At 75.6% G+C, this 13,770-nt stretch carries 12 protein-coding genes; 9 read left to right on the top strand and 3 right to left on the bottom strand.

Translation table 11 applies throughout. The features are described from left to right. Nucleotides 1-17 precede the first annotated feature (17 nt). From ssb to EV374_RS24860, 3 genes are all read left to right on the top strand, one after another. Nucleotides 18-815 carry a single-stranded DNA-binding protein gene (ssb, locus tag EV374_RS24870; protein ID WP_132239351.1) on the top strand — a complete coding sequence of 266 codons (798 nt, stop codon included), beginning with the start codon at nt 18-20 and terminating at the stop codon, nt 813-815. Between the two features lie 168 nt (nt 816-983). Further along, the gene (locus EV374_RS24865; protein WP_132239349.1) at nt 984-1,997 is read left to right on the top strand and encodes a cobalamin biosynthesis protein; all 1,014 of its coding nucleotides are present in this window, start codon (nt 984-986) and stop codon (nt 1,995-1,997) included. Continuing rightward, complete coding sequence (locus EV374_RS24860) at nt 1,994-3,538, top strand: cobyric acid synthase (protein WP_132239347.1); 1,545 nt, start codon at nt 1,994-1,996, stop codon at nt 3,536-3,538. Before EV374_RS24865 ends, EV374_RS24860 begins: the two co-directional genes overlap by 4 nt. Nucleotides 3,539-3,803: 265 nt before the next feature. Here the strand turns inward: EV374_RS24860 and EV374_RS24855 are convergent, their stop codons facing one another. Beyond that, on the bottom strand, nt 3,804-4,205 hold the full coding sequence (locus EV374_RS24855; RefSeq protein ID WP_132239483.1) for a rhodanese-like domain-containing protein: 402 nt from the start codon (nt 4,203-4,205) through the stop codon (nt 3,804-3,806). Nucleotides 4,206-4,469: 264 nt separating this feature from the next. Between EV374_RS24855 and EV374_RS24850 the strand changes: the two genes are divergently transcribed. The 4 genes from EV374_RS24850 (at nt 4,470) to EV374_RS24835 (ending at nt 8,495) form a co-directional block, all read left to right on the top strand. Next, a complete protein-coding gene (locus tag EV374_RS24850) occupies nt 4,470-5,093 on the top strand; it encodes a hypothetical protein (protein ID WP_486485941.1) in 624 nt (207 codons plus the stop codon). 99 nt (nt 5,094-5,192) lie between these two features. After that, nucleotides 5,193-6,545, top strand: coding sequence for a dipeptidase (locus tag EV374_RS24845; RefSeq protein ID WP_207914534.1), 1,353 nt, complete (start codon nt 5,193-5,195; stop codon nt 6,543-6,545). 77 nt (nt 6,546-6,622) lie between these two features. Then, complete coding sequence (locus EV374_RS24840) at nt 6,623-6,829, top strand: hypothetical protein (protein ID WP_121399432.1); 207 nt, start codon at nt 6,623-6,625, stop codon at nt 6,827-6,829. 76 nt (nt 6,830-6,905) lie between these two features. Beyond that, nucleotides 6,906-8,495 carry an ATP-dependent DNA ligase gene (locus EV374_RS24835; protein WP_486485940.1) on the top strand — a complete coding sequence of 530 codons (1,590 nt, stop codon included), beginning with the start codon at nt 6,906-6,908 and terminating at the stop codon, nt 8,493-8,495. Nucleotides 8,496-8,514: 19 nt separating this feature from the next. On the opposite strand, the gene EV374_RS24830 is transcribed toward EV374_RS24835, so the two are convergent. Then, entirely contained in the window at nt 8,515-9,342 is an 828-nt protein-coding gene (locus EV374_RS24830; protein ID WP_207914528.1) for an SURF1 family cytochrome oxidase biogenesis protein, read from the bottom strand. 211 nt (nt 9,343-9,553) lie between these two features. On the opposite strand from EV374_RS24830, the gene EV374_RS24825 reads away from it, so the two are divergent. Next, nucleotides 9,554-10,945: a cobyrinic acid a,c-diamide synthase CobB gene (locus tag EV374_RS24825; protein WP_132239341.1), complete on the top strand. Its 1,392-nt coding sequence runs from the start codon at nt 9,554-9,556 to the stop codon at nt 10,943-10,945. Continuing rightward, a complete protein-coding gene (locus EV374_RS24820; RefSeq protein WP_132239339.1) occupies nt 10,942-11,511 on the top strand; it encodes a GNAT family N-acetyltransferase in 570 nt (189 codons plus the stop codon). The genes EV374_RS24825 and EV374_RS24820 overlap by 4 nt, the downstream gene beginning before the upstream one ends. Nucleotides 11,512-11,575: 64 nt before the next feature. Here the strand turns inward: EV374_RS24820 and EV374_RS24815 are convergent, their stop codons facing one another. Continuing rightward, nucleotides 11,576-13,708: a transglycosylase domain-containing protein gene (locus tag EV374_RS24815; protein ID WP_132239337.1), complete on the bottom strand. Its 2,133-nt coding sequence runs from the start codon at nt 13,706-13,708 to the stop codon at nt 11,576-11,578. Between the last annotated feature and the right edge of the window lie 62 nt (nt 13,709-13,770).

Raw genomic sequence — 13,770 nt, 5'->3', positions numbered from 1 at the left:
CTCCCCCTGGAGGGACGATGTTCGACACCTACGTCACGATCGTGGGCAACGTGCTGACCGCGCCGGAGTGGCGGCGCACCACCCAGAGCAACACCCTGGTGGCCAACTTCAAGGTCGCCTCGACCGCCCGCCGGCTCGACCGCGACAGCGGGCGTTGGGTCGACGGCAACAGCCTGCGCGTCCGGGTCAACTGCTGGCGCAAGCTCGCCGAGGGGGTGGCCGCCTCGGTGATGGTCGGCGACCCGGTGGTGGTCTGCGGCCGGCTCTACACCCGCGACTGGACCGACGACGCCGGCAACCACCGCTCGCTCTACGAGCTGGAGGCGGTCGCCGTCGGCCACGACCTGTCGCGGGGCCGAGGTCGGTTCCAGCGCAACCGGCCGACGATGACGACCAGCACCGTCGAGGACACCGAGGCCGAGCACCGGGTGCACGGCGAGGCGACCGAGCCGGTGCCCGACGAGGAGGCCCCGGTCCTGCCGGACCGCCGTCCGCTCGACGACGACTTCGAGCCCGACTTCGGCGCGTACCCCGCCGGCCGCGCTCTGCCGGCCGACGCCGCCGTCGACGGCTCGCTCGACCCCTTCGACGACCCGGCGGACGACCCCCACGGCGGGGAGCCCGACGGACCGGAGCCGGAGGCCGACGGCCCGGCGCCGGTGACCGACCCGCCGGAGGACGCTCCGGGTGCCCGGGGCGGCCGGGGCGACGTGGCCGTGGGGGAGTCGGGCCCGTCGTCCGAGGAAGCCGAGCCGGGCGTCTCGCCGGCCGGCCGTGGCCGCCGGGGCCGGGGGCGGGTGCCGCAGCCCGCGTGAGCACCGGTCGCGGGCGGCACGAACGGGGGCGGGGTGGCGTCGGCAGCACGGCGTCACCCCGAGTGCCGCCGGGTGACGCGCGGGTCACCCCGCCGGCGGCACGGGGCGCGGACGTGCCGGAGGGCGGCCGGGCGCTCGGCTAGGCTGGCCGGCCGGAGGTGGTGACGGGTGCGACAGGCGACGCCGGTGGCGACCGCGGCGGGACTGATCGCGGGGTACGCCCTCGACGCGCTCCTCGGAGACCCCCGCCGGTACCACCCCGTGGCCGGCTTCGGTCGCGCCGCCGGGGCACTGGAGCGGCGGACGTACCGCCCGGACCGGCTTGCCGGAACGGCGTTCACCGCGCTGGCGGTCGGCGCGCCGGTGCTGCTCGGCGTGGCCGCCACGGTCGCCACCCGGCGCCGGCCGGTGGCCCGGGCCGTCCTGGTCGCCGCCGGTACCTGGACGGTGCTGGGCGGGCGCACGCTGCGGCACGAGGCCACCGTCATGGGGCGTGCGCTGCGCGCCGGTGACCTCCCGGCGGCCCGGCAGCGGCTCGGCCACCTCTGCGGCCGGGACCCGTCCGCGCTCGACGAGCCCGAGCTGGCCCGCGCCACCGTGGAGTCGCTCGCCGAGAACACCTCGGACGCGGTCGTCGCCCCGCTGCTGTGGGGCGCCGTCGCGGGACTGCCCGGCCTGCTCGGGTACCGCGCGGCGAACACCCTCGACGCGATGGTGGGCCACCGCTCGCCGCGGTACGCCCGCTTCGGCACCCCCGCCGCCCGCCTCGACGACCTGCTCAACCTGGTGCCCGCCCGGCTGACCGGCCTGCTCACCGTCGCGGTAGCGCCCACCGCGCACGGCGACCGGGAGCGGGCGTGGCGCGTGTGGCGCCGGGACCGCAACGACCACCCCAGCCCGAACGCCGGGCAGTGCGAGGCGGCGATGGCCGGCGCCCTCGGCGTACGGCTGGGCGGGCGCAACGTCTACTTCGGGCGCTCCGAGGTGCGCCCGTTCCTCGGCGACGGCCCCCGACCGGAGGCGCGGCACCTCAAGCGGGCCGCCCGGATCTCGGGTGCGGTCGGGCTGGCCGCGCTCGGGCTGGCCGCCACCTACCCGCTGACCCTCGGCCGGCTGGTGGGCGCCGTCGGCCGCCGGGTCGCGCAGCGGAGCGTCGCCGCCGGGCGGGAGGGGCGCCGATGAGCGGTGGCCTGCTGGTCGCCGGCACCACCTCCGACGCCGGCAAGAGCGTGCTCACCGCCGGCATCTGCCGCTGGCTGCACCGCCGGGGCGTGAAGGTGGCGCCGTTCAAGGCGCAGAACATGTCCAACAACTCCGCCGTCGTCGTCGGCCCCGACGGCCGGGGCGGCGAGATCGGGCGGGCGCAGGCGATGCAGGCCGCCGCCTGCGGTCTCGCCCCCGACCTGCGGTTCAACCCGGTGCTGCTCAAGCCCGGCAGCGACCTGGCCAGCCAGGTGGTGCTGCTCGGCGAGGCCGTCGACACGGTCACGGCGGGCAACTTCCGCGAGCTGCGTCCCCGGCTCGCCGAGACCGCGTACGCGGCGCTCGCCGAGCTGCGGTCCGCGTACGACGTGGTGATCTGCGAGGGCGCCGGCAGCCCCGCGGAGATCAACCTGCGGGCCGGCGACTACGTGAACATGGGCCTGGCCCGGCACGCCGGCCTGCCCACGATCGTGGTCGGCGACATCGACCGGGGCGGGGTCTTCGCCTCGATGTTCGGCACCCTCGCCCTGCTCGACCCGGCCGACCAGGCGCTGATCGCCGGCTTCGTGATCAACAAGTTCCGGGGCGACCTCGGCCTCCTCCGGCCGGGGCTGGACATGCTGCACCAGGTCACCGGCCGGCCCACGTACGGGGTGCTGCCGTGGGCGCTCGACCTCTGGCTCGACGCGGAGGACTCGCTCGCGTACGGCCGGGTGCTCGGCCGGCCGGCGGCCCCGCGCGGCACCGACTGGCTGGACGTGGCCGTGGTCCGGCTGCCCCGGATCAGCAACGCCACCGACGTCGAGGCGCTCGCCACCGAGCCGGGCGTGCGGGTCCGGCTGACCGTCGAGCCGGCCGAACTGGCCGCCGCCGACCTGGTCGTGCTGCCCGGCTCGAAGTCGACGGTGGCCGACCTGGCCTGGCTGCGGCGGACCGGCCTGGCCGACGCCGTCCTGGCGCACGCGGCGGCCGGCAAGCCGCTGCTCGGCATCTGCGGCGGCTTCCAGATGCTGGCCCGGGCGATCCACGACCCGGTGGAGAGCCGGCAGGGCAGCGTGCCGGGGCTGGGCCTGCTGCCGATCGAGGTCACCTTCGACCCGCGCAAGACCGTCCGGCAGTCGACCGGCACCGCCCGCGGCGACGTCCCGGTCCACGGCTACGAGATCCACCACGGGTACGTCTCACACGCCGACCCGGCACTGACCCCCCTGCTGACCTGCGCGGACGGCAGCGGCGAGGGGGCCGTGGCCGGTGCCGTGCACGGCACCCACTGGCACGGCGCCTTCGAGTCCGACGGGTTCCGCCGCCGGTTCCTGACCAAGGTGGCCCGGCTCGCGGGGCGGACCGGTTTCACGGTGGCCCCCGACACCGCCTTCGCCGCCGCCCGCGAGGGTTCCCTGGACCTGCTCGGCGACATGGTCGAGGAGCACCTCGACACCGACGCCCTCTGGCGCCTCGTCGAGTCCGGCCCGCCCGCCGGCCTCCCCTTCATCCCACCCGGAGCCCCGGAAACCCCCTGACCGAACCCAGGAATCCCCGCCCTGCCAACCCCCACCCTGCCAACCCCCACCCGCACCCTGCACGCCCTCGCACCCCGCCCCCCGTGCCACGTCTCGCGGGGGTGATCAAGAAGTTTGCGTCCTGCGGAGGCTTGAATCAGGGCGCAAACTTCTTGATCATCGCCTCGGCTGCGGGGCTGCGGGGCTGCGGGGCTGCGGGGCTGCGGGGCTGCGGGGCTGCGGGGCTGCGGGGCTGCGGGGCTGCGGGGTGCGCGGGGGCCCTCGGTCAGGGGCGGATGTCGGCGGGGCGGTCGGACATGGGCAGCCCCGCCTCGCGCCAGGCCTGCACGCCGCCGATCATGTCGGTCGCGAGGTGCAGCCCGAGCGCCCGCAGGCTCGCGACCGCGAGGCTGGAGCTGTAGCCCTGGCGGCACACCACCACGATCCGCTGGTCGTACGTCGTGGCCTCCGGGATCCGCCACGCGCTGGCCGGGTCGAGTCGCCACTCCAGCACCGTCCGGTCGATCACGATGGCGCCGGGCAGGTCGCCCTGCTCCTGCCGCTGCGTGTCGGTGCGGGTGTCGATCAGCAACGCCCCGGTCCGGACCGCCTCGACGGTCTGGTGCGGGGTCAGCCGGCGTACCCCGGCCCGGGCCTGTTCCAAGAGGGCGTCGACGCCCGGACTCATCACGCTGTGGGACACCAGCAGATCATCCCGCCCCGTCGCGGAGTCCGCCCGCCGAACGCCCCGCCGCACCCGACGAACGCTCGTTCGGGCGACCCCCGATCGGAGCGTCCCGCGCGGCCCGCCGACGCCGGGGCTCCCGCCACCGCAGGCCCGCTCCGTGGCAAGGGGGCCCGGCCTGGTTACCGTCGCCCGCCGACGCCGGGGTGTCGCGCCACCGCAGGCCCGCTCCGTGGCGGGGGGACCGGCCTGGTTACCGTCGGGCACGTGGCGGTGGCGGTGGTCGAGGCGTACGACCGGCTGGCCCGGCGGGTGCTCGCCGGGCCGGCGCGGTTGGGGCGGACCCGGCTGGTGGCGGTGGACGGGCCGAGCGGCGCGGGCAAGAGCGCGTTCGCGGCGCGGCTCGCGGACGCCCTCGCCGCCCTGCCCGGCGGCGGCCTGCCACCGGTGGTGCACACCGACGACCTGCTCGACGGCTGGGACGACCAGCTCACCTTCTGGCCCCGGCTGGAGGAGTGGGTGCTCGGGCCGCTGCGCGCCGGCCGGCCCGGGGCGTACCGCCGGTTCAGCTGGGTCCGGCGGGCCTTCCTGCCGCGCCCGGTGCCGGTCCCGGTCGCGCCGGTGCTCCTCGTCGAGGGGGTGAGCGCGGCGCGGGCCGCCGCCACCGCGGACCTGACCCTGGCCGTCTTCGTCACCGCCCCGGCGCCGCTGCGGCTGGCCCGGGCGATCGAGCGCGACGGCCCGGAGATCCTGCCGGAGCTGCGTCGCTGGCACCTCGGGGAGCGGTCGCACTTTGCCGCCGACGACACCGAGGCCCGCGCGGACCTGGTGGTCGACGGCGCCCCGGGCCTGCCGCACGACGCCGACCGCTACTACGTGCGTCGCCGCTGAGCGGTCGGGCCGGCCGGGACCGAACCGTCACTCCGACCTCGGGTGGGACGGAGCGGTCGGTAAGGCCGGCATACGATGCCGGTCATGACCACACCGATCATGTCCGAGTCCGAGGTCCGGGCCGCCGTCGAGCGGGAGCTGCCCGGCGTCCGCGCCGACCTGGAACGCCTCGTCCGCATTCCCGGCATCGCGTTCGAGGGCTTCGACCACTCGCACGTGGAGCGTTCCGCCGAGGCGGTGGCCGAGCTGGTGCGCGGCTGCGGCCTCGACGTCAAGATCGTGCGCTCCGGTGGCCAGCCGGCCGTGATCGGGCGGAAGGCGGCCCCGCCCGGGGCGCCGACGGTGCTGCTCTACGCCCACCACGACGTGCAGCCGGTCGGTGACCTGACGCTGTGGGAGTCGGACCCGTTCGAGCCGGTGGAGCGCAACGGTCGGCTCTACGGCCGGGGCGCCGCCGACGACAAGGCCGGCATCATGGCGCACGTGGCGGCGCTGCGCGCGTACGGTGACGCGCTGCCGGTCGGCGTGGTGCTCTTCGTCGAGGGCGAGGAGGAGTACGGCTCCGACTCGTTGGAGCGGCTGCTCGCCGAACACCGCGACGAGATCGCCTCGGACGTCATCGTGATCGCCGACTCCACCAACTGGGACATCGGCGTACCGGCGCTGACCACGTCCCTGCGCGGCATCGTCAACTGCTTCGTGGAGGTGCGCACCCTCGACCACGCCGTGCACAGCGGCGTCTACGGCGGTCCCGTGCCGGACGCGCTGACCGCCCTGGCGCGGTTGCTGGCCACCCTGCACACCGAGGCCGGAGACGTGGCCGTCGCCGGGCTGGTCGCCCGGGAGGGCGCGAGCGTCGACTACCCGGAGGACCGGTTCCGCGCCGAGGCGGGGCTGGCCGAGGGCGTCAGCCTCATCGGCGCCGGACGGATCACCGACCGGCTCTGGACCAAGCCGGCCCTCGCGGTGCTCGGCATCGACGCCCCGTCCACCGCCGAGGCCCCGAACGCCCTGGTGCCGGCGGCCAAGGCCAAGCTCAGCGTACGGCTGGCGCCGGGCGACGACCCGAAGCGGGCGTACGCGGCCCTGCGCGCCCACCTGGAGAAGCACGCCCCGTGGGGCGCGCGGGTGACCGTCACCTTCGAGCACGACGGCGCGCCGTGCGTCATCGACGCGTCCGGGCCGATGTTCGACGCGGCCCGCTCGGCGTTCCGGACCGCCTGGGACGGCACCGACCCGGTGGACCTCGGCATCGGCGGTTCGATCCCGTTCATCGCCACCTTCCAGGAGATGTTCCCGCGCGCGGCGATCCTGGTGACCGGCGTGGAGGACCCGCAGGCCCGGGCGCACGGCCCGAACGAGAGCCTGCACCTCGGGGAGTTCGCCCGGGTCTGCCTGGCCGAGGCGCTGCTGCTGAAGAAGGTTGCCGAGGCGGGCGTCGACGGGCGTTAGGTGTCGGAACCGTAACTTCGGGGTCGATGTCGGAGTTTGCGGTGTGTCGCCGGTCGGGTTGTTATAGCCTCTCGAACATGCGTACGAATGAGGTGATGGGCCGGCTCGAGGCCGCCGTCAGCGCCCTGGGGGACGTCGACGTCTCCGCGTGGTCCGAGGACACGCTCAAGGAACAGCTCGGCGACCTGTCCGCCGCACTGGTCGCTCTCGACACGGTGCTCTCCCGGGTCGCCGAGGAGATCCGCGCCCGCGGGCTGCGCATCGAGGAACCCGTCTCGGCCTGACCGCCACCCGGTGGGCGGAGGTTTTCCGGCGCCCGGGCACGGCAATGCCCGGGTCGTGTCGGGGGTGGCTGGCAGGATGGAGTCCGTGCGGTTCCTCGACCTGGCAGCCACCTCCGCCGCCGTCGGCGCCACCCGGGCCCGGCGGACCAAGGTGGAGCTGCTCGCCGCCGCGTTGCGGGCGCTCGACCCGCCCGAGGTCCCGGCGGGCGCCGGCTGGCTGGCCGGCGAGTTGCGCCAGCGGCAGACCGGGGTCGGCTGGGCGAGCCTGCGTGACCTGCCGCCGCCGGCCGCCGAGCCGACCCTGACCGTGGCCGCCGTCGACGCGGCCATCGACGAGATCGCGTCCGTGCGCGGGCCGGGTTCCCAGGCCCGCCGCCGGGCGCTGCTGGGCGCGCTCTACGCCGCCGCCACCGCCGAGGAGCAGCGGCTGCTGACCGGCCTGTTCAGCGGTGAGCTGCGCCAGGGCGCGCAGGCGGGGCTGCTCGCCGACGCGGTGGCCCGGGCGGCCGACGTGCCGCTCGCCGCCGTACGCCGGGCGCTGCTGCTCGCCGGCGACCTGCGCGCGGTCGCGGTCGCCGCGCTCGACGGGGGCGCGGCGGCGCTGGGCGCCTTCGGCCTCCAGGTCGGCCGCCCGCTCGCGCCGATGCTGGCCCAGAGCGCGCCCTCGGTGGACGAGGCGCTCGCGGCCACGGGCACCCCCGCCGTGGTCGACGTCAAGCTCGACGGCATCCGGATCCAGGTGCACCGCTCCGGCGACGACATCGCCGTGTTCACCCGCAGCCTGGACGACATCACCGCCCGGATGCCGGAGGTGGTCGCCGCCGTGCGGGCGCTGCCGGCCCGCGAGCTGGTGCTCGACGGGGAGGCGATCGGGCTCGACGAGACGGGCCGCCCGCTGCCCTTCCAGCAGACGTCGAGCCGGGCGGCGCGGCGCACCACGCCGGGCAGCACCGGAGCGGCCCCGGTCGCCCCGGCCGTGGCCGCCGCCGGGGCGACGGGCGCGACCGTGCTGACGCCGTACTTCTTCGACCTGCTGCACCTCGACGGCGACGACCTGATCGACCTGCCCGGTCGGGAGCGCTGGGCCGCGCTCGACGCCGCGGTCGACGCCTCACTCGTGGTCGGCCGGATGGAGGTCGACGGCCCGGAGCGGGCCGGCGAGGCGTTCGCCGCCGCCATCGACGCCGGCCAGGAGGGGGTGGTGGTGAAGGCGCCCGACGCCCCCTACGACGCCGGCCGGCGGGGTTCCGCCTGGGTGAAGGTGAAGCCCCGGCACACCCTGGACCTGGTGGTGATCGCGGTCGAGTGGGGCAGCGGCCGGCGGGAGGGCTGGCTGTCCAACCTGCACCTCGGCGCCCGCGACCCGCGCACCGGCGACTTCGTCATGCTCGGCAAGACGTTCAAGGGCCTCACCGACGAGCTGCTGCGCTGGCAGACCGAGCGCTTCCTCGCCCTCGCCGTCGAGCACGGCGACTGGGAGGTGCGGGTCCGCCCCGAGCAGGTGGTCGAGATCGCCTTCGACGGAGTGCAGACCAGCTCCCGCTACCCGGGCGGGATGGCGCTGCGCTTCGCCCGCGTGGTGCGCTACCGCGACGACAAGACGGCTGCGGAGGCCGACACCATCGACGCCGTACGCGCCATCCACGCCGGCCGCGTCACCGGCTGAGCGGGGCTGGCGGGGCGGGTCAGGCGGCGCCCTGCGGCGCGGGCTCGGCGGCCCGGTCGACGGGCTGCCGCGGTCCCACGCCCGCCAGCCGACGGGCCTCCCGGCGGGCCACCCACCCGTAGCCGAACAGGGTCATCGCGGCGAAGATCCACCACTGCACGACGTAGCCGAAGTTCTGCCAGTTGTTGTTGTATCCGACCGGCACGTCCCTGAACGCGGGGTCGGCCGCCGGGGTCTGCTCGTCGAGCAGCAGGTACGCGCCGTGCACGGGGTAGGGCAGCTCCCGGGCCAGCCGGGGCACGCCGATCCGCCGGGTCTCCAGCTTGCCGTCACGCCGGGTCACGGCGACCGAGCCGCTCTCGCTCAGGTGCACCCGCCCCGTCACGGTGACCTCGCCGGGCGGGAGGGCCGGCACCTCCGGCTGGACCGTCGCGTCGCCGCCCCGGGCCGGCGGGATCCAGCCCCGGTCCACCAGCACGGCCGTGCCGTCGGCCAGCACGAGCGGGGTGACCACCTCGAAGCCGACCGTGCGGTCCACCGAGCGGCCCCGGACCAGGACCACGTTCGCCGGGTCGTAGCGGCCGGTCACGGTGACCTTGGTCCAGGCCTTCTCCGCGACGGGCGCCGGCCCGGCCGTGCCGCTGCCGCCCGTCGGGGCGGGCAGCACGTCCCGCAGCGGCACCGGGGCCATCCGCCGGCCGGCGTCGATCCGCTCGTTGGCCTCCGTACGGCCGTGGTAGCGGTCCAGCTGCCAGTTGCCGAGCAGCACCATCACCGCCGAGGCGACCAGGGTCAGTGCGAGAATGCCCAGCCAGCGCGGCGTCAGCAGGAACCGGTACACGCCCACGAGGCTACCCCTGTGACCGGAGACACTCGCTTCGACAGCCCCCATCGCGGGCCCGGGCGGGGTGCCGGCGACTCCGCCCGGCGACGCCCGGCACCGCCGGCGGGCCCGTTCGGCGGCGACCGCGCGACGGCCGCTTCGGCTATCGTCACGCGGGCGGACCGCGCGGTCGGCCCGCCGCAGGTCCCCCCGCCGCCCCGCAAGGGAGTCGATGATGACCGTCGTGCCGCGCCTGGTGCTCAGCGCGCCGTCCTCCGGCCACGGCAAGAGCGCGCTGGCGATCGGGCTGCTCGCCGCGTACGCCGACCGGGGCGTCGACGTCGCCGGGTTCAAGGTCGGCCCCGACCGCGTGGACGCCGCGTACCTGGGGCTGGCCGCCGGCCGCCCCGGTCGGATCCTCGATCCCCGGCTGGTCGGCGCCGACCGGATCGCCCCCCTCGTCGGCCACGGCGCGGCCGGCGCCGGGCTCGCCGTGGTGCAGGGCAGCATGGGCCTGTACGACAGTCTCGCCGGCCGCCCGGAGAGCGAGTCGACGGCCGCCGTGGCCACCGCGCTGCGCAGCCCGGTCGTGCTGGTGGTCGACGTCGCGGCGACGGGGCAGTCGGTGGCCGCCCTGGTGCACGGCTTCCGCTCGTACGACGAGCAGCTCTGGCTCGGCGGGGTGATCCTCAACCGGGTGGCGTCCTCGCGGCACGAGGAGCTGCTGCGCGCGGCGCTGGACGACATCGGCGTGCCCGTCTACGGCGCGCTGCGCCGCCAGGACCTGCCGTCCGTGCTGCCCGCCCGCCGGTACGGGGCGGTGCCCGCGCTCGCCCGCACGGACGAGGCCACCCGCGCGGTCCGTCGGCTCGGCGAGGCGGTCGCCGCCACCGTCGAGCTGGACCGGCTGCTGGGCCTGGCCCGCTCCGCACCGCCCCTGCCCGCACCGCCCTGGACGCCGCAGGCCGGGCGGGGGGACGCCGGACCGCGCCCGGTCGTCGCGGTCGCCGGGACGCCGGGCGGCAGCTACAGCGATCCCGAGGCCGTCGAGCTGCTCCGGGCGGCCGGCGCCGAGGTGGTGACGGTCGACCCGCTGCACGACGAGGCGCTGCCCGCCGGCACCGGCGCGCTGGTCGTCGGCGGCGGGCTGCCCGAGTCGTACGCCGAGCTGCTCTCCGCCAACCGCCGGCTCTGCATCGCGGTCGCCGAGCTGGCCCGCACCGGGCGGCCGGTCGTCGCCGAGGGGGCCGGCCTGCTCTGGCTGGCGCGGGAACTGGACGGGCTGCCCATGTGCGGCGTGCTCGACGCGGTGGGGACGCGCCGCGACGGCCTGGTCGCGGGCTACCGGCAGGCGACCGCGCTGACCGACAGCCTCGTGGGGCCGGCGGGCACGGTGGTGGCGGGGCACAAGGAGCACCGCGGCGTGCTCACCCCGCGCGCCGGGGCACGGCCGGCGTGGAGTTGGGACGGCGGGGCGCCCGAGGGCTTCGTCTGGCGGGGCGTGCACGCCTCGCAGCTCACCCTGCACTGGGCGGCGTACCCGCAGCTGGCGGCCCGCCTCGTGGACGCGGCGGTGGCGGCGGCGGCCGACCCCGCGACCGCCCGGCCCGACGGGGTGCCCGCGTGATCGGTCAGGTGGCGGTCCGCCGCTTCCCGGCGCTGACCGTCTCCACGCCCCGCACCGAGGTACGCGCGCTGACCGGGGCCGACGCGGCGGCGGCCGACGAGGTCTTCGCCGACCGGCAGACCCGGCGGTGGCTGCCGCTGGCGGACACCTCGGGTCAGATCGACGGGCTGGCCTGGTGCACCGACCTGGCGCGGCAGCGGCGCGACAGCGGCGACGGCGACCACTACGCGGTGGTACGCCGGGAGGACGACCTGGTGGTGGGCTGCCTGTGGACGCGGCGCACCGACTGGGGCGCCCGGTGCACCGAGGTCTCCTACGCGATGGCGGCGCACGCGCGGGGCTTCGGCCTGGCCGCCGAGGCGGTCGACGCGCTCGCCATCGCGCTGATCCTCGAACACGGTTTCCAGCGCGTCGAGCTGCGGGTCGCTCCCGGCAACCTGGCCTCCCGCCGGGTCGCCGAGAAGGCCGGGTTCAGCTACGAGGGCCTGCTGCGCAACGCCGGCTTCGTCCGGGGCGGTCGGGTCGACCTGGAGGTCTGGTCCCTCGTCTCCGCCGACCTGCGCTGACCACCCCGATCCCTCCCGGCCCCCGGGGCGGCGCCGCGACGGGCGAGGGCCGCGCACCCCGGGCTCAGCCGACGATGCGGTCCGACGGTGGGGTGAACTGGCGGGTGGGCTGGCCCTTGAGGCCGTCGCGGAGGGTCTGCGCCACCGCCTTGATCGGGATCTGCGACTGGCCGTCGCCGACCGCGTTGAACGGGTTGTCCGGGTCGGAGATGAAGCTCGCCGCCGCCAGTTCCGGGGTGTAGCCGACGAACCAGGCAGACCGGGTGCTGTCGGTGGTGCCCGTCTTGCCCGCCACCGGGCGGCCGACGGTGCCCCGCACGCTGTCCGCGGTCGACCAGCCGCCGCAGCTGCCGCGGGCCGGGGTGTCGCCCGTCGGGCAGCGGGCGGCGTCGGTGGCGGCGCGGGCGGCGTCGGCGTTTACCACCTGCCGGCAGCGCGGCTTGGCGACCTCGCGTTCGATCCCGGAGGCGGTCTTCCAGGTGGTCGGCGTGCCGTCCCGGTCGTAGATCGCCTGCACCGGGATCGCCTCGCAGTAGCGGCCGTCCGCGGCGATCGCGGCGTACGCGTTGGCCATCTCCAGTGGCGTGGCGTCGGAGACGCCGAGGGTGAACGCTCCCCACTGCTTCGCCTTGGCCGGGGACGCGTGCTCCCGGTCGACGTCGGTGCGCCAGCGCAGCCCGAGCTGCTCGGCCAGGCGGACCGCCTTGTCCGCGCCGACCTGCTCCTCCAGCCACACGAAGTACGTGTTCACCGACTTGCCGAAGCCGGACCACATGGTCTGGTTGCCGCTCATCGCACCGCTGGCGTTGGACGGCGACCAGCCGTCGTAGACCTCGGAGCGGTACCGGTGCGGTGCGTTGAACGAGGTGGACAGCGGCATGCCCGCGTCGAGCGCGGCCAGCATGGGGAACATCTTGAACGTCGAGCCGGCCTGGTAGCCCGGCAGGTCGCCGCCGCCGAGCAGGGGCGCCACGGTGTTCGGGTAGTTCGCCTTGACGTTCGGCCCGGCCTCGGGGTTGGAGCTCAGCCCGTTCTCGCTCAGGTCCAGCGAGTACGTCCGGTTCACCGCCATGGCCTTGACCCGCCCGGTGCCGGGCTCGGAGACCACGATGCCGTTGGCGAAGGGGCTGCCGGTGTTCTCCTTGGTGCCGACGTTCTGCTCCGCCGCCTCCTGGATCTTGGGGTCGAGGCTGAGCACGATCCGGTAGCCGCCCCGGCGCAGCTTGTCCATCCGTTCCAGCCGGTTCTCGCCGAACGCGGGCTGCGCGCTCCACCAGTTCTTCAGGTAGTCGCAGGCGAAGCCCCAGCTGTTCCACTTCTCGGGCACGGCGGCGCAGTCGTTCGGCGGGTACGTCAGCTTCAGCCGGATCGGCTCGGTCTTCGCCTGCGTGACGGCGTCCGGCGAGAGGTAGCCGAGCTGGGCCATCCGGTCGAGCACGTAGTTGCGCCGGCCGGTGGCGTCCTTCTGGTCGGAGCTGGCCGGGTCGTACTCGGACGGGGACTTGACCAGGCCGGCGAGGGTGGCCGCCTCGACGGGGCTGAGGTCCTTGGGGGCCTTGGAGAAGAAGATCTCGCTGGCCGCGTAGATGCCGTACGCGCGGTGCCCGAAGTACGCGGAGTTGAGGTAGCGCTCCAGGACCTCGTCCTTGCTCAGTTCCTTCTCCAGGTCCATCGCCATCCGCATCTCGCGGACCTTGCGCAGGCTGGTCTGCTGGGTGGCCTCCTGCACCTCCTTCGGCGTCTTCGCGCTGTCCCGCAGCGCCATCCGCACGTACTGCATGGTGAGCGTGGAGGCGCCCTGGGAGACGCCGCTGGAGCGGGCGTTGGCCACGAAGGCACGGGCGACGCCCTTCGGGTCGACGCCCCGGTGCTGGTAGAAGCGGTTGTCCTCGGCGGCGACGATCGCCTGCTGCATGTTGGGGGAGATGTCGGCCAGCTTCGTGTACTGCCGGTACTCCTCGTAGAACATCGTCAGCACCGTCTTGCCGTCCGGCGCGTAGACGTACGACGTCTCGGCCGGCAGCGCGGTGGTGAGGATCTGGGTCTTGTGTTCCATGGCGTGCGCCGTGACCTTGGCGCCGAGGCCGGTGGCGGCGGCCACGGGGTACGCCACGGCGGCGACCACGATCCCGGCGATCAGTCCGGCGCGGAGGAGGGGAACGAGACGACCGGCGGCAGCAAGGGGTCGATTGCTCACCCGCTCAAGTTATGACATTTCCGATTCGTACCTGAGAAATATTCATAAACGCCCGTGTGGTG

This window comes from Micromonospora sp. CNZ303, from assembly GCF_004345505.1.
The sequence above is the reverse complement of the archived record's forward strand: the minus strand, read 5'-3'. Positions and strand labels throughout refer to the sequence as shown.

Bases quoted from the DNA above. Each gene is read 5' to 3' on its own strand.
- ssb (WP_132239351.1), top strand. From the start codon at position 18: ATGTTCGACACCTACGTCACGATCGTGGGCAACGTGCTGACCGCGCCG.
- EV374_RS24860 (WP_132239347.1), top strand. From the start codon at position 1,994: ATGAGCGGTGGCCTGCTGGTCGCCGGCACCACCTCCGACGCCGGCAAG.
- EV374_RS24855 (WP_132239483.1), bottom strand. From the start codon at position 4,205: ATGAGTCCGGGCGTCGACGCCCTCTTGGAACAGGCCCGGGCCGGGGTA.
- EV374_RS24845 (WP_207914534.1), top strand. From the start codon at position 5,193: ATGTCCGAGTCCGAGGTCCGGGCCGCCGTCGAGCGGGAGCTGCCCGGC.
- EV374_RS24840 (WP_121399432.1), top strand. From the start codon at position 6,623: ATGCGTACGAATGAGGTGATGGGCCGGCTCGAGGCCGCCGTCAGCGCC.
- EV374_RS24835 (WP_486485940.1), top strand. From the start codon at position 6,906: ATGGAGTCCGTGCGGTTCCTCGACCTGGCAGCCACCTCCGCCGCCGTC.
- EV374_RS24825 (WP_132239341.1), top strand. From the start codon at position 9,554: ATGACCGTCGTGCCGCGCCTGGTGCTCAGCGCGCCGTCCTCCGGCCAC.